Raw genomic sequence first — 14,633 nt, 5'->3', positions numbered from 1 at the left:
CTGTCGGCGGGTGCGGCGATCGATGGTGAGGGTCCGGTGATCCTGGTGAAGGGCACGGCGTCGGCGCTGGATGCGGCGACGAAGAAGCTGCTGGCCGAGCTCGATGTGAAGAGCATCGCGATCGCCGGCGGGCCGGCATCGGTCTCGGCGGGCATCCAGACGGATGCGGCCGCGATCACCGACACCGTCCGTTTGGGTGGTGCCGACCGGTATGAGGCGTCTCGCAGCATCAACGATCACTTCTTCGACACCGCGGATCACGTGCTGCTCGCGACCGGTCTGAAGTTCTCCGACGCCCTCGCGGGCTCGGCCTTCGGCCCCCGTCTCGACGCGCCGCTGTTCACGGTCAAGACGGACTGCGTCCCGGCGGCGACGCTGGCGCAGATCGAGGAGCTGGGGGCCACGAAGGTCACCCTGCTCGGTGGAACCGCGTCCCTTTCGGCGGGCGTGCAGGACCTGGTGGCCTGCACCCCCTAGCGATTCCCCCTGCCGAACCGTCACTTTCCACACGACCCCGAGGGGTTTCTCGTGGAAAGTGACGGTTCGGCACAGCCGTGGTTGGATCTTAGGCATGGATCTTCAGGGGGCAGGGGCAGGGGCGGTTGCGGCGGCGGGTGGCCCGGTGCGGCCGCTCACGCCGTGGACGATCGTGGTGGGCCTGCTCGTCGCCGGCCTCGGGGCCGTCGTGGCGATGCTGCCGTTGGCCGCCGCGGCCACGATCCTCGCCGTCTTCGCGCTCGTCGTGCCCGACTACGCCGCGGCCCTCGTCATCGTGCTCGTCTGGCTGGCCTGCACGGCGGGCTTCGTCGAGGCGATCGCCGCGGGCATCCGGGGCCGGGCGTGGTCGCGCATCCTGCTCGCGGCCATGGCCGTCGTGGTGGGAGCGCTGGCCGTGGCGACGTCGCAGGTGCCGGTGGGGTCGATCATCGTGGTGGCCGCGGTGGGGCTGCTCTGGCTGGTGCCGTCGCGCTGGTGGTTCGCGGCCCGGGCCGACCACCGTTCGCGCACGAAGGCGGAGGCCGCTCTTCCTCCTGCCTCGTGAGGCGACGAGCAATCGGGAAGGATGTGGCGCGAGGCTCGTTGTACTCCGGCATGACCTCGAACGAGTTCGCCGCGACCGGCGCGACCGCAGCCATCACCCTTCCGTCCCCGTCCGGGCCGAAGGCGCCCACGGCTGCGGGCGCCCGCACGAGCACGAACCCCGACGGCCCCGAGCGCGCCTCGTGGCTCGGCGTCGTGTCGCTGGGCCTCGGCGTCTTCGCCATCGTGATGGCCGAGTTCCTCCCCGCGAGCCTCCTCACCCGCGTCGCCTCCGACCTCGGCGTCACCGAGGGAGTCGCCGGACAGTCGGTGAGCATCACGGCCATCGTCGCCGCCGTCGCCGGACTCACCATCCCCGTGCTGCTGCCCCGGGTCGACCGCCGTCATCTCATGCTCGGACTCTCCGCGCTCGCCGTGGTCTCCGACGTGCTCGTGGCCCTCGCCCCCAACTACCCGGTGCTCCTCGCCGCCCGCGTGCTCCTCGGCATCTCGCTCGGAGGCTTCTGGGCGCTCGCGATCTCGATCACCGCCCGCCTCGTCCCCGCCGACCGTCTGGGTCGCGGCCTCACCGTGGTCAACATGGGGGTGTCGCTCGCCACCGTCGCCGCCATCCCACTGGGCACCTGGCTGGGGGAGCTGTGGGGCTGGCGCGCCGTCTTCGTGCTCGCGGCCGGGGTCGGCGTGGTCGCGGTCGTTGTTCAAGCGCTCGTGCTCCCGTCGGTGCGCTCCATCACCGCCACCGGATTCCGCCCGCTGCTCGCCACCCTGCGCTCGCGCCTCATCCTGATCGGTCTCGTCGCCACAGCGCTCATCGCGGCCGGCCACTTCACGGGCTTCACCTACATCCGCCCGGCAGCCACCGACATCGGCGGCCTCGACGCGTCGCAGCTCGCCGTGCTGCTCGTGGTCTACGGAGCAGCGGTCTTCGCGGGCAACCTCGTGGCGGGCCCCCTCGCCGACAAGCGGATGCGCGTGGCGGTGCTCGTCTTCCCCGTCGCGATCGCGGCCGCGATGCTGACCTTCGCGCTGGCGGGTTCCACCACGGCGGGCATCGTGGTCGCCGTGGCTCTGTGGGGCCTCGGCTTCGGAGCCGTGCCCACGACGCTCACGACGTGGCTGGCTCGGGTCGAGCCCACCCGCCTCGAGAGCGTCGGCGGGCTCCAGTCGGCCACCTTCCAACTCGCGATCGCGCTCGGCGCCGTCGTCGGCGGACTCCTCGTCGACGGGATCGGGGTGCAGACGGCGTTCCTCGTGGGAGGAGCCTCGGCGCTCCTGGGCGCGATCCTGCTCGTGTCGATCAAGCCGCGGCCGGCTGCCTTCCGGGCCTGACGGGGACTGCTGCTGCGGGCCGCTGCCGGCCTCGCTCGAGACGGTCGACGCCGCTCGGGGTGGCCGGCGCGGGATGGATGATCCGGTCGAGGCGCGATCCCGCATCCGCTTCGCGGACGCCCGCCAGACCCGAGCCAGCGCCTCGACCGGATCACCCATCCCGCGCCGGCCGGTACAGTCGGGTGCTGAGTGGTCGGGGCTTAGGCTGCTGCTCGGGTGGCTTCTTTGAGGAGCTGGCCAGCGCGCTGCTTCGAGATGTGGAGGACGGCGCCGATGTCGTCGAGGGTGAGTCCGCCCGCTCGGAGCTCGAGCACCGCTGCTCTGGCCTTGGTGGCCGCGAGGGCATTGTAGTGGCGGGAGAGTTCGCGGGCCTCGTCGGCGCTCTCGATCTCCGTGGCGGCGGCCTCAGGAACGATCAGTCGCAATCGATGTCGCTCTCGCGATCTGTCGTAGGGAACGACTGCACTCTATCCGCGGAGCGCTTGCGGGTCGGGGTCCCCCCGAGCGAGAGGGTCGCGGCGAAGCCCACGGCGAGGAAGCCTGCCGCCGAGAATGCGGCGAGACGCGTGCCGTCCGAGAAGGCGGTCTTCGCATCCGCCACCACTCCGCTCATCGACGGATCCTCTTCGAGTCCCATGATCGCCGCCCCCGAACTGTCGACGACTTGCGACACGAGCTGCGACCGGGTGTCGTCTGCGACTCCGCTCTCGGCGAGCAGGGAGTCGAACTGCACCGCCGTCGACGTGAACAGCACGGTCCCGAGCACGGCGATGCCGAGCGCCGAGCCGATCTGCCGCGCGGTGCTCTGCGTGCCGGAGCCCTGCCCGCTCTGTTCCACGGGAACATCCTTCAGCACGACACCCGTGAGCTGAGCGGTCGCGAGTCCCACGCCGAACCCGTAGACGAAGAGGAGCGGGATGAGCACCCACCATTCGGTGGAGGGCCCGATCACGAAACCGAGCCCCGCGACGCCCACGATCTCGGCGGCGAGTCCCACCCGCACGATCGCCACGGCGGGGATCCGGTTGCCGAACGCGCCGGCGAATCCGGAGGCGACGAACGACCCCACGGCCAGTGCCACGAGGATGAGCCCCGTCTGCAGGGCGTCGAACCCCAGCACGTTCTGCAGCCACAGCGGCAGCGACAGGATGATGCCGAACTCGCCGAGCGACACGATCATGGCGGCCAGGTTGCCGTTGCGGAAGCTCGGGATGCGGAAGAGGTCGAACGCGAGCATCGTGCTCCGGCCTCGTCGCATTCGGTGCCGCCCCCAGAGCACGAACCCGACGCCCGCGACGATCGTGACGGCGAAGGCCACGGGGACGGGGGAGAGGGCGAACGGCCACGTCCACCCGCCGATCGTGGGTGCCGTCTCGGTCAACCACCAGCCGTAGGTGCGCCCCTGGATGAGCCCGAAGACGAGGGCGGCGCTCGTGACGACGGAGAGGACGGCGCCCACGACATCGATCCGCTGCGTCGCATCGCCCGCCGTCGACTCGCGCGACTCGCGCACGAAGACGAGCACGCCCACGATGATCACGATCCCGAGCGGGATGTTGATGCCGAACGCCCAGCGCCACGAGAAGTAGGTCGTGAGCCACCCGCCGAGCAGGGGTCCGACCGCGGTCATGCCGCCGATGGTCGACCCCCACACGGCGAAAGCGATCGCGCGCTCGCGGCCGCGGAAGGTGGCATTGATGATCGAGAGCGTGGTCGGCAGGACCATCGCTCCGCCTACGCCCTGCACCACCCGGGCGGCGATGAGCAGGTCGCCCGTGGGGGCGATGGCGGCGAGTACGCTCGCACCCGCGAAGATCGTGACGCCCAGGATGAGCATGCGGCGCCGCCCGAAGCGGTCGGCGAGCGTTCCGAACACGAGCAGCAGCGCGGCGAACACGAGCGTGTATGACTCCTGCACCCACTGCACCTGGGTCGACGAGATGCCGAGGTCGTCGATGATCGACGGGATCGCGACGTTGACGATCGTCGAGTCGACGATGATCAGTGCCACCGCGATGCTGGTGAAGACGAGGCCGAGCCACCGTGTTCTCGACGACATCGCAGTTTCCCTTCGCTCACGTTAACTAGATCGCTAACCAGCTTAGCTACTTTTCGCGCGATCGAGACGGTACCAGCCTGAAACCGCCCTTGACGCCGTACTTGCATTTTGCAAGTGTTGAGCTATGAGCCTCTTCATCACCTGCCCGGTCGAGAGCGTCGACCGCGCGACCGCCTTCTACACCGCCCTCGGCTGGACCCTCAACGCCGAGATGTCCGATCACAACGTGTCGTGCTTCTCGATCGCGCCCGAGCAGTACGTCATGCTCGGCAGCCGCGAGATGTACGCGAGCGTCGGCGCCACCGAGGCGTTGATCGGCGGGCCCGACACCCCCTCGAAGGTCACGGTCTCGTTCGATCTCGGCAGCCGCGAGGCCGTCGACGAGCTCGTCGAGCGCGCAGGCGCGGCGGGCGGGCGGATCGGCGACACCGACGACTACACCTTCATGTACCAGCGCCAGTTCGACGACCCCGACGGCTACCACTACTCACCGTTCTGGATGAAGCCGGACGTCGATCCGGCCGCGTGAGCGATCTCGCCGCAGCTCTCGAGATCGTCGGGGCGCGGTGGGCCCTGCTCATCGTGGGGCGCCTGATCGACGGGCCGCAGCGCTACGGCGACCTCCAGCGCGACCTCGGAGTGCCCACGAACATCCTCGCCACCCGCCTGCGCGAGCTCGAGGCGGCGGGCGTCCTCACCCGCCTGCCCCTCCACCACAACACCCGCGCCTACGCCCTCACGCCCCGCGGCCTGGCCCTCCGCGACGCCATCGCGGCGCTCGAGCGCTGGGGCGCCGACCAGACGTGATGGTCCTGCCTCGTTCACGGACGAGCTCCGCCACCCACCCAACACACCCCGTAACGGGAGGTCATCCGCCCCGCAGATCCCGCCACCCTGCCCTAGCCTGGTGGAGCAGTGCGCACAACGAAGCCTCGCGTCCCCACCAGGACACGCCTGCGACACCCCCAGTCCGTGGAGTCGCGCCGTCGTGGCTTCCAGAATCGAGGAGCACCGCCATGGTCACCATCACGAACACCCCCATCGTCGGCGGAGGCCCCGCCCGAGCCCGGGGAGGATTCTGTCGATGACGAACCTGACCTTCTCCCTCGACAGCACCCGTTTCGACGAGGACTACCGCCCCCTCGCCAACTCCCGCATCACCACGAACTTCGCCAACCTCGCCCGCGGCGAGAAGCGCCAGGAGAACCTCCGCAACACCTTCGCCATGATCGACGGCCGCTTCAACGACCTGGCCCGAGACGGCAGCGAAGACGGAGCGCGATACTCGCTCGAGCTCGACATCATCTCGGTGAGCGTCGACATCGACGGCGAGGGCCTCCGCGACGCCGTCCCGATCATCGAAGTGCTGCAGACCACCATCGTCGACAGCCGCTCCGGCGAGCGCACCCCGGGCATCGTCGGCAACAACTTCTCCTCCTACGTGCGCGACTACGACTTCAGCATCGTCCTCCCCGCCGGCCGGCCCGCCGACTTCGGAGACCTGCACGGCAACCTCTTCAAGGCCTTCCTGGCCTCGGATGCCTACGCACAGCACTTCGACAAGCCGCCCGTCATCTGCCTGAGCGTCTCGACCAGCAAGACCTACCGGCGCACCGAGAACGAGCATCCGGTGCTGGGTGTCGAGTACCGCCAGAGCGAGTACTCGCAGACGGATGCCTACTTCGCCAAGATGGGCCTCGGCGTGCGCTTCTTCATGCCGCCGAACAGCGTTGCCCCTCTCGCCTTCTACCACCTCGGCGATCTGCTCGCCGACTACAGCGACCTCGAGCTGGCGGCCCTCATCAGCACGATGGAGACGTTCCAGAAGATCTACCGACCTGAGATCTACAACGCGAACGAGACGGCGGGGGAGTCCTACCAGCCGAGCCTCACGAACCCGGACTTCACGCCCCTCCCGATCGCCTACGACCGCGAAGAACGCAGCCGGCTCGCGCGAGAGCAGGGCGCGTTCGCCGAGGAGCACTTCATCACCCCGCACAAGACGGCCCTCGAACAGTGGTCGACGGCCTTCGCGGCACAGGATCTCGCACTGCAAGGAGAACGTTCATGACCAAGCTGCTCCCCACCTCCACCGCCGGCAGCCTGCCCAAGCCCTCCTGGCTCGCGGAGCCCGAGAAGCTCTGGTCGCCATGGAAGCTCGACGGCGACGTGCTGGCGGAGGGCCGGCACGATGCCCTGCGACTGTCGCTGACGGATCAGCAGCAGGCGGGCATCGACATCGTGAGCGACGGCGAGCAGACCCGCCAGCACTTCGTCACCACCTTCATCGAGCATCTCAGCGGTGTGGACTTCGAGAAGCGCGAGACGGTCCGCATCCGGGATCGCTACGACGCCTCGGTGCCCACGGTCGTGGGTGCGGTCACGCGTGAGAGGCCGGTCTTCGTCGACGACGCCCGCTTCCTCCGCTCGCAGACCGACCAGCCCATCAAGTGGGCGCTGCCCGGCCCCATGACGATGGTCGACACCCTCTACGACGCCCACTACGGCAGCCGCGAGAAGCTGGCGTGGGAGTTCGCGACCATCCTCAACCAGGAGGCCAAGGAGCTTCAGGATGCGGGGGTCGACATCATCCAGTTCGACGAGCCCGCCTTCAACGTCTTCTTCGACGAGGTGAACGACTGGGGTGTGGCCGCGCTGGAGAAAGCGATCGAGGGCCTCACGTGTGAGACGGCGGTGCACGTCTGCTACGGCTACGGCATCAAGGCCAACACCGACTGGAAGGAGACCCTCGGGGCCGAGTGGCGCCAGTACGAGGAGATCTTCCCCAAGCTCCAGGCGTCCGACATCGACATCGTCTCCCTCGAGAGCCAGAACTCCCACGTGCCCATCGACCTGATCGAGCTCATCCGCGGCAAGAAGGTCATGGTGGGAGCCATCGACGTGGCCACCACCGACATCGAGACCCCGGCGCAGGTGGCCGACACCCTGCGCCAGGCCCTCCAGTTCGTCGACCCTGAGAACCTCTACCCCTCCACCAACTGCGGCATGGCCCCCCTGCCCCGCAGCGTTGCCCGCGGCAAGCTCGCGGCACTGGGAGCGGGAGCGGCCCTCCTGCGCGCGGAGCTTCAGGCGTAGGCCTCCTCAGTCGTCCTCACTCCCCGGGTGGTTCGGGGTAGAAACCCTTGGGAGGGCTGTAACTGACCCGGACGGCGATCTCTGTGCCGTTGGCGACACACTGCAGGTTCAGCAGCGCTTGAGCCGACTCGATCGTCTTGACCCCTGTTGAGTCGCCATCGCTGAGCGGGGGGATCGACTGAACTGCGGTCGCGAGGGCCTGGGCTGCGGGAAACGACGCGTACTCGTTGAGGACTGACGCGGCCACCTTGGCCTCGGCCACGCGTTCACCCCACCTGGCAGCCGTGTCGTATCCGTACATCAGGGCGAGATCGGCGTTGGTGATCTGTGACGCCAATTCGCCCGCGTCGCTGCACGCGGCAGCCAGCACGTCCGGCCACGCAGTGGCCGTCGGGTGTGACGGTTCGCTCGCCGAAGCAGTCGTCGTACGTTCGGGCGTCGCGTCGCCTGCGCAACCGCAAAGGCTCACCACGATGAACATCCCGGGGATGGCTAGGGATCGAGAGTTCACATGGTTCCTCAATAGACGATCCGGCCGGAGAAGTACATCTCGCTGGAAGGGACTGCGCTGCACGTGCCGATGAGTCGGCCGTTGAGGTAGAACGTGGTTGCCGTGATAGTCGACGACCCGTTGCTAGACATGTAGAAGCTCTTCGTGTTGAGACCATTCCAGGCCTGAGAATGCGTGAACTGGGTCCCATTCCCGTAACGCAGTCCCAGGCGCATCTCGCCGCCACAAGGCTGAAGATGGGTCATTGAGAACGTGACACCAGTGTTCGTCCTGTGCCCGTACGCGTAGCTGAATTGGTACAGAGTGCTCGGAGACGCGGTGCCCTGCCAGACGGCGGCGCTGGCGGCGCTCGCGGAGATCGTGGGAGTCAGAGCTATCGCGAGGGCCAAGGTGCCGGCGGCGATCAGCTGACTTAGTTTCGTGCGCCCCATCTTCAGTACACCCTTCCGTTCTCCGCGGAGTAGATTCCGCAGTTCGACCGATAGTCGAGCTTGATCGCCTCTATATCGCCGCTCTTGGCGGCTGGCACGATGACAGCTGTTACAAACTAGAGCGGGGTTAGCGATGCGAATGCGGCCTTCGGAACGGAGTTGGGCGAGCACCGCTTGCCAGTTCCGCTGCTCAGTAGGACTGAGGCTTTCATCTCGGGCAAGAGCGGCGACTGCACTCACATCCTCCCGCGTGGCGAAAACAATCGAGCCATGGGCTCGCAAGGCGTTCCACAGACTGTGGTTTAGCGTCTTCGATGACGGCCCCCGAAGTTGCGCAGAAATTTCAACGAGCGTGCGGGGTGACAATCCCACCTCCACTATCATGCGAAGTCTCCGAACAACTCATCGAATCGTTCAACGAAGAACCCGTGCGGCCAGTTATCAATGAAGTCGCCCTCGTTATCCAGGCGTAGCTCTCGGATCAGCGCCGATCCGTCTTCGCTTTGGTCAACGTACAGGACAGCTACAGAACTCGAGTCGAGCACTCCCTCCCGAATTCGGCGTTGAATCCTGAGCATCAGATTCTCGCTATGTGTCTCCGCGATCACCTGATTTGCCCGACCATTTTCGTCCACCGACTCAATCAGAAGATCGGCGAGGTCAGCTTGCATCGCCGGGTGCAGATGAATCTCCGGCTGCTCTATAAGAATGACGGACTTTGATCGCGCCGAGAGCTCGGTGACTATCGGTAACACCTGAGAAATGCCAAAGCCGACGTCGGCCGTACTCATTTGAATTTTCGTACGCGTGTCCGTCAACACCAGCGCCGCCATGTCACCGAACAGGTTTCGGTCGTTCGGGTCTGAGACAGTGACCGCGTCGAGCTCGTACCGAACACCAAGACGCTGAAGTCGTTTGGACACTTCCTCGCGTTCGGATGTGTTGTCCAGGAGGAAGAACGGGATATCCAGTCCGGATCCGGTCTGGTCGCGCAAACTGATTCGTTCTGGAGCGTGGCGGAGGGGTCCGAGGTAAACGACTCGATCTAGCACATGGCGAAGCTCGTCACCGACCGCGCCGAATAGGGTTGCGGAAGTGCGAAGGGCTCCTTCTACTAGACCGGAGCGACTCGTTCCGGTCGTGCGTTGGCCGATATCGGCCAACATTTGCAATGAAACGGGCCCGGGAAGCAGGCCTTGCGAATCGAACGCGACTGATTCGAAGCCTGCGCGGATGAGTTCGCGCATAACGCGCGAGCGTTGCTGATCGGAAGGTCGGCGTGGTGGATATACCGAGTCGGCTTCATACGCGAGGGCAACCATTTCGCCCACCTCCTCGACCGGCATGACGTATGTAGAAGAGCCATCTGATGAGCGGCGCCAACTGAGACGATGCTCGCCCAGCGCTATGTCAGTGCGTAGAACAATCCCATCGCGACCGCTATTAGCTGCTCCGAAGGAGAAGTCGATCGATCGCATGCGACGGGGGTCCGGGAGCACCGAGCTCGAATCGATTTCTGCCCCCGAGGCGAAGGTCACTCCAATGCCGATATTGCGTTCCTCCTCATGATTATGAACGAGGCTGGAATAGCTGCCCAGGTTCATGAGAGGCCCGTTTACGTTGAGCGTCGGCCCGGCTAAGGATTGTTTTAGCAACAGGAGGGACTGTATAAGCGTGGATTTGCCGGCCGAGTTCTTTCCGTAGATCAGAGTCAGTGGTCTTAATGTAATCGCGGCGACATTGTCGACGCTCTTAAAACTGGACAACCGCAACTCGGCGAGAAGTCTTCCAGGCGCGGCCGTTCTTGGCTTAACTTCGTTTGGGGGAACGCCCAAGTGCCGAAGTGGGCTGGCGTCTCCGTCATTCAACAAAGTCTCTAGGTCAACGACTCGCGCAAGCCATCCGTCGACATCAGGTGCTTGGCCGTGGTCTAGCCATTGATTACAGATTTGACCCAATGCGCTGGCGAGGTCGGAGGGGACTTTGTCTTTTCCCGAAACCGGGCTCGCTCCATTCACGAGAAGGACGCGCGAGCGCTTTGCTGCGTCAATTGCCCCGCTCACGACCCACATGCTGGTTGCAATGCCGGAATAGGCGAGGGCCCCAGCTGGAATGGAAATTATCGCTTCGACTCGACCGCTTCGGAGGAGCTGAGCCCTGCTTTCGCCGACTCGGCCACGACGGCTGGCGAAGCTGCTCGGTAGCAGAACTACACCCCGACCGATTGGTGACAGCGAATCGACAACCGACTGCAACCAAATCGTGTCACCGTCGGTCATGCTCGGCCGCGGGCTTTGTCCAGTTGATACGGCCGTTGAGGTCGGAGGCGGCAGCTTCATGCCCATCGGCGGCTCCGCTACAATCGCGTCCCAGATGGGCTTGTGCTCCGCCGCAAGCCAGTCGGCTACCTCGATTTCCGCATCGACTCCGGCAAGGGAGAGTCGCCTCATCGCAAAGGTGGCTGCCTCCGCGCTGATATCCACGCCGGCCACCACTAGGCGTTCCCTCTTATCAGCGACTGCAGAAAGGGACCCGCCAAAGCCGCAGGCAGGATCCAGCACCCGTTCGCCTCGCCCGACAATCGTGGCCATCAGGTTGCTGATCTGTGACGAGCTTGAGAAGCTGAGTCCAGCGCGGGCTAAGCGGATTGACCGAACCGCTAAGAGTTCTTCAAAAACCGCATGATGCTCGTCCCGGCCGTGCTGCACATTCCGGCGAATAGCCTCTGCGATATCTCGGGCACCCTTTCGTGAAACGAGGCGCAGCGGATCAGTTTGACCGTCAGACGATCCCCATCGGTCAAGTACGTCTTGCACATTGCCATGATTCAGCCAGTCAAAGTAGATCAATTCGCACGAGGCTGCAATCGCAGCCTCGATGGACTCTCCACGTACGGCCTCAAGAATTCGAAATGCAGCTTTTCGCGGTTCTACGTCGGGTCTTGACCCGAAGAATCCGCCGTCGTCAAGTTTATTCTCGTCATCGAACACATGGGCAGTCTGTCATTGTTCAAGTTGCGGCGCGAAGACGAGACCGATGACAGCGCTCGGGTCGCACACCGCCCTCGATAGGGGCACGTGACGGAGTTGGCCGAAGAGTTGGTGCCCATCTTTCGGTTGGCGAATGGGCGAGCGCCGAGGGCTTGAGTGAAGTTCACTAGCAAGACGGCTTCCAAGCACTCCGAGTCGTAGAGCGGGGTTTCGAACCACGCCACGAGCAGCTTCTCGGTGTCGGCGAGCTGCCAGAGGTAGCGTCCACCCCAATGGCCGACCGGAAGGCCAGCGCCATGCTTGCGGTACTCGTCGAGCCGCTTTCGGAGTCCTCGGCGACCGGAGGTGCCCGCCGCTGCTTTACCGATGTGGAGGACCTCGGCTTCTCCGACCCATGCTGCGCGCAACTTATCCGCCGTCACTGAGGGGCCAAACTCAACACAGTGAGCTGACCCGCAGCAACCCTACCGGCGGAACCATCCCCACTCGGTGACGAGCGGTTCCGTTCAGCTCTTCGCGCGGCGGGCGTGCGTGCGGGCCTTCATCCTGTTGCCGCAGACTGCCATGGAGCACCACTTCGCGGTGCCGGGGCGACTGTGATCGACGAGGAACTGGCTGCATTCGTGATTCGCGCAGGCACGGAGGCGACCGGGGAACTCGGTGATGACGGCCGACCACGCCAGCACGGCCCCCGCCGCAAGCCGGTCGTCTTCGGGGACCTGGAGTTCCCAGATCACGCCATCCGGGGTCACGCGTGGCGTGCGCACGGCATCGTCGAGGATGCCGGCGAGCTCGCTGACGGCTCCTCCATCACCGTCACGGACGATGGTCTGCAGCGCCTGTCGCACACGTCTCAGGCGCGCTAGCTCGTCCGCGGATCCTGTGCCGCCCCAGCTGCGCGCGAGGTCTTGCCCAGCTGCGCCATCGAGACCGTCTGTCGGCACGCCCTCGATGACGGGCGCGCTGTTCAGCAGGGTCAGCAGCAGCTCCTCGTCTCGAAGCATCTTTCTCCGTTCTCTCGCGCCGTCTGGCGCCGTGTATCCATGCTACCGTCTTGCTAACCAGTAAAACAAGTCAAAGAGGTTAGTAATAGTCACTGTCCATCACCGCACCGTCTCCGTCGACGGGCTCGACGTCTTCTACCGCGAAGCCGGCCCCGTCGACGCCCCCGTGCTTCTGCTCTTGCACTGGTACCCGACCAGCTCCCACATGTTCCGCCACCTCATCCCGGCGCTGGCCGACCGCTACCGGGTCATCGCTCCGGACCACATCGGCTTTGGTCGCTCCTCCGCCCCCTCGGTCGACGAGTTCGAGTACACCTTCGAAGCTCTGGCGCGCATGACCGCTCAGTTTCTCTCGACCATCGGGGTCGCGCAATACACGATCTACGTCCAGGACTACGGCGCTCCTATCGGCTGGCGTCTGGCCCTCAACGACCCCACTGCCGTCGTCGGAGTGATCTCCCAGAACGGCAATGCCTACGAAGAGGGCTTCGTGCCGAGCTTCTGGAACCCGATCTGGGCCGACGCCACCGAGCGGACCACCGAGACGCGTGACGCGCTCCGTCCAGCCCTCGGCCGGGATGCGGTCGAATGGCAGTACACCCACGGCGTGCCGGACCCGACGACCGTCGATCCCGACGCCTGGGAGCACGACCTCGCACTCCTCGCCCGTGCCGGACAGGACGATGTGCAGCTGGCGCTCTTCCGCGACTACACCACCAACCGAGACCTCTACCCGGCGGTCCACGCCTGGCTCCGCACCTCCCGCGTGCCGGTCCTTGCCATCTGGGGCGCAACGACGAGATCTTCGACGCCGCCGGCGCGAGGGCGTTCACCCGCGACGCCCCCGATGCTCGCATCGAGCTCATCGACGGCGGACACTTCCTCCTCGAATCCGACCTCGACCACGTGGCCGCCACGATCAAGAACTGGCTCGGGTAGTGAGTGGCGAGTGCGAACGGGAGGGTGGGGCTGGAGATGCATCCGGTTGGTTGCACTTATAACTGCAACAAACTAAGGTTGGGGGACACCGGATTCTCGGTGGTTACCTCGGTCTATTGGAGTCGATCCCATGTCTGCCACGCTCCTGTCGAATGGAACCGTTCTGGTTGACGACGATCTTCGTCACCAGGCGGAGACCCTGGTTGCCGAGGCTCGAGATCGAACCCTCACGGGGCTGTTCGTCGCGTTGGATGATGGGCAGCAGATCAGGGTGAGTGCCGATCTCGGACGGTTCTTCGTCGGAGTTCTCGAGCGGCTGGCTCACGGCCCTGTGTCGGTCACGACGCTCCCAGACGCACTCACCACGACGACCGCGGCCGAAATGCTCGGGATCTCGCGACCGACGTTGATGAAGCTCGTCGCTGCGGGAGATATCGCGTCCACGAAGGTCGGGTCTCACACGCGCCTCGCAACGGCTGACGTGCTCGAGCTGAAGAAGATCCGAGACCATCGGCGCGCTGCGTCGTTCGACGCGCTGCGCGCAGTGGACGACGAGATCGATGACCTTGGGGATATCTCCAACGGCGTCTAGCGTCCTACTACTGTGTGGCGCGTGCCTCAGCGAGTATTTGTCGACAGCAACGTTCTCTTCAGCCGGACCCAGAGGGACTGGCTCTTCTTGTTGCGCAACGAAGCCGGCGGCATGTTCCAGGTTCATTCGTCGATCGATGTCGTTGTCGAGGTCGTGCGGGCAGTAAGGCGACACAAGCCTCACCTTGATGGAGCAATCACACGAAAGCTCCATGACCTCTTGATCGCCAATCTCGACGAGATCCTGCCGGACTACGACGCAAGTGTGGAGTTCGCGGGGACTGATCCGGATGACCGTCACGTTCACTCAGCCGCGGTCGCCGCGCGCGCAGATCTTCTTCTCACCTCCAATCAACGTGATTTCGGGGATCCAGGGGCTCTCCCGTACGAGCTCTATGAACCTGACGCGTTCTTCGTGCTCGTGGATGACGGTTCGGAAGCCACGGTGCGCCGAACTGTGATGAAGCAGCTTGCGTATTGGAGGAGTCGGTCTGAAGCGGGTCGGCAGGTCAAAGGCCTCGTGCAGGCGCTCGACGAAGCACACTGCCCGCAATTCGCTGGGCGAGTGCGTGGTCATCTGCAGCGTCTCTCCGGCTAGTCGAAGCGGGCTACGTTGCGGTCGAGGGGCATCTCCTTCTCGCC

Annotated in this window: 15 protein-coding genes; 10 read left to right on the top strand and 5 right to left on the bottom strand. The window is 65.3% G+C overall.

The window, feature by feature from the left end:
• From N1028_RS11725 to N1028_RS11715, 3 genes are all read left to right on the top strand, one after another.
• Positions 1-477, top strand: a 477-nt coding sequence (locus N1028_RS11725; protein WP_259529091.1) for a cell wall-binding repeat-containing protein, incomplete at its 5' end; no start/stop codon positions are given.
• A 94-nt stretch (positions 478-571) separates the two neighbouring features.
• The gene (locus N1028_RS11720) at positions 572-1,042 is read left to right on the top strand and encodes a hypothetical protein (protein ID WP_259529087.1); all 471 of its coding nucleotides are present in this window, start codon (positions 572-574) and stop codon (positions 1,040-1,042) included.
• Positions 1,043-1,092: 50 nt separating this feature from the next.
• The gene (locus N1028_RS11715; protein WP_259529085.1) at positions 1,093-2,370 is read left to right on the top strand and encodes an MFS transporter; all 1,278 of its coding nucleotides are present in this window, start codon (positions 1,093-1,095) and stop codon (positions 2,368-2,370) included.
• 200 nt (positions 2,371-2,570) lie between these two features.
• Here the strand turns inward: N1028_RS11715 and N1028_RS11710 are convergent, their stop codons facing one another.
• The gene (locus N1028_RS11710) at positions 2,571-2,795 is read right to left on the bottom strand and encodes a hypothetical protein (protein ID WP_259529084.1); all 225 of its coding nucleotides are present in this window, start codon (positions 2,793-2,795) and stop codon (positions 2,571-2,573) included.
• The gene (locus tag N1028_RS11705; RefSeq protein ID WP_259529082.1) at positions 2,786-4,429 is read right to left on the bottom strand and encodes an MFS transporter; all 1,644 of its coding nucleotides are present in this window, start codon (positions 4,427-4,429) and stop codon (positions 2,786-2,788) included. Before N1028_RS11705 ends, N1028_RS11710 begins: the two co-directional genes overlap by 10 nt.
• Before the next feature lie 124 nt (positions 4,430-4,553).
• On the opposite strand from N1028_RS11705, the gene N1028_RS11700 reads away from it, so the two are divergent.
• The 4 genes from N1028_RS11700 to N1028_RS11685 all read left to right on the top strand — a co-directional run bounded on the left by N1028_RS11700 (position 4,554) and on the right by N1028_RS11685 (position 7,525).
• Positions 4,554-4,958, top strand: a complete 405-nt coding sequence (locus tag N1028_RS11700) for a VOC family protein (RefSeq protein ID WP_259529080.1) — start codon at positions 4,554-4,556, stop codon at positions 4,956-4,958.
• Positions 4,955-5,236 carry a winged helix-turn-helix transcriptional regulator gene (locus N1028_RS11695; RefSeq protein ID WP_259529078.1) on the top strand — a complete coding sequence of 94 codons (282 nt, stop codon included), beginning with the start codon at positions 4,955-4,957 and terminating at the stop codon, positions 5,234-5,236. The genes N1028_RS11700 and N1028_RS11695 overlap by 4 nt, the downstream gene beginning before the upstream one ends.
• A 277-nt stretch (positions 5,237-5,513) precedes the next feature.
• Positions 5,514-6,500, top strand: a complete 987-nt coding sequence (locus N1028_RS11690) for a putative oxygenase MesX (protein ID WP_259529076.1) — start codon at positions 5,514-5,516, stop codon at positions 6,498-6,500.
• Positions 6,497-7,525 (top strand): methionine synthase, encoded by a 1,029-nt coding sequence (locus N1028_RS11685; RefSeq protein ID WP_259529074.1) that lies wholly within the window; start codon positions 6,497-6,499, stop codon positions 7,523-7,525. Before N1028_RS11690 ends, N1028_RS11685 begins: the two co-directional genes overlap by 4 nt.
• Before the next feature lie 16 nt (positions 7,526-7,541).
• Here N1028_RS11685 and N1028_RS11680 read toward each other — a convergent pair whose 3' ends face one another.
• The 3 genes from N1028_RS11680 to N1028_RS11670 form a co-directional block, all read right to left on the bottom strand.
• A complete protein-coding gene (locus N1028_RS11680) occupies positions 7,542-8,006 on the bottom strand; it encodes a hypothetical protein (protein ID WP_259529071.1) in 465 nt (154 codons plus the stop codon).
• An 841-nt stretch (positions 8,007-8,847) separates the two neighbouring features.
• A complete protein-coding gene (locus N1028_RS11675) occupies positions 8,848-11,457 on the bottom strand; it encodes a DUF3696 domain-containing protein (protein ID WP_259529070.1) in 2,610 nt (869 codons plus the stop codon).
• 506 nt (positions 11,458-11,963) lie between these two features.
• Positions 11,964-12,461, bottom strand: a complete 498-nt coding sequence (locus tag N1028_RS11670; RefSeq protein ID WP_259529069.1) for a CGNR zinc finger domain-containing protein — start codon at positions 12,459-12,461, stop codon at positions 11,964-11,966.
• Between the two features lie 205 nt (positions 12,462-12,666).
• Between N1028_RS11670 and N1028_RS11665 the strand changes: the two genes are divergently transcribed.
• The 3 genes from N1028_RS11665 to N1028_RS11655 are packed head-to-tail and all read left to right on the top strand — an operon-like array spanning position 12,667 to position 14,589.
• Complete coding sequence (locus tag N1028_RS11665) at positions 12,667-13,476, top strand: alpha/beta hydrolase (RefSeq protein ID WP_310795589.1); 810 nt, start codon at positions 12,667-12,669, stop codon at positions 13,474-13,476.
• 54 nt (positions 13,477-13,530) lie between these two features.
• Complete coding sequence (locus tag N1028_RS11660; RefSeq protein WP_259529068.1) at positions 13,531-13,992, top strand: helix-turn-helix domain-containing protein; 462 nt, start codon at positions 13,531-13,533, stop codon at positions 13,990-13,992.
• A 21-nt stretch (positions 13,993-14,013) separates the two neighbouring features.
• A complete protein-coding gene (locus tag N1028_RS11655; protein ID WP_259529067.1) occupies positions 14,014-14,589 on the top strand; it encodes a PIN domain-containing protein in 576 nt (191 codons plus the stop codon).
• Positions 14,590-14,633 lie beyond the last annotated feature (44 nt).

The organism is Herbiconiux oxytropis (assembly GCF_024979315.1).
Classification (GTDB): domain Bacteria; phylum Actinomycetota; class Actinomycetes; order Actinomycetales; family Microbacteriaceae; genus Herbiconiux; species Herbiconiux oxytropis.
Note: the sequence above shows the minus strand (reverse complement) of the source record. Positions and strands in the feature narration are given on the sequence as shown.

Bases quoted from the DNA above. Each gene is read 5' to 3' on its own strand.
- N1028_RS11720 (WP_259529087.1), top strand. From the start codon at position 572: ATGGATCTTCAGGGGGCAGGGGCAGGGGCGGTTGCGGCGGCGGGTGGC.
- N1028_RS11690 (WP_259529076.1), top strand. From the start codon at position 5,514: ATGACGAACCTGACCTTCTCCCTCGACAGCACCCGTTTCGACGAGGAC.
- N1028_RS11715 (WP_259529085.1), top strand. From the start codon at position 1,093: ATGACCTCGAACGAGTTCGCCGCGACCGGCGCGACCGCAGCCATCACC.
- N1028_RS11680 (WP_259529071.1), bottom strand. From the start codon at position 8,006: ATGTTCATCGTGGTGAGCCTTTGCGGTTGCGCAGGCGACGCGACGCCC.
- N1028_RS11665 (WP_310795589.1), top strand. From the start codon at position 12,667: ATGTTCCGCCACCTCATCCCGGCGCTGGCCGACCGCTACCGGGTCATC.
- N1028_RS11705 (WP_259529082.1), bottom strand. From the start codon at position 4,429: ATGTCGTCGAGAACACGGTGGCTCGGCCTCGTCTTCACCAGCATCGCG.
- N1028_RS11670 (WP_259529069.1), bottom strand. From the start codon at position 12,461: ATGCTTCGAGACGAGGAGCTGCTGCTGACCCTGCTGAACAGCGCGCCC.
- N1028_RS11685 (WP_259529074.1), top strand. From the start codon at position 6,497: ATGACCAAGCTGCTCCCCACCTCCACCGCCGGCAGCCTGCCCAAGCCC.
- N1028_RS11660 (WP_259529068.1), top strand. From the start codon at position 13,531: ATGTCTGCCACGCTCCTGTCGAATGGAACCGTTCTGGTTGACGACGAT.
- N1028_RS11700 (WP_259529080.1), top strand. From the start codon at position 4,554: ATGAGCCTCTTCATCACCTGCCCGGTCGAGAGCGTCGACCGCGCGACC.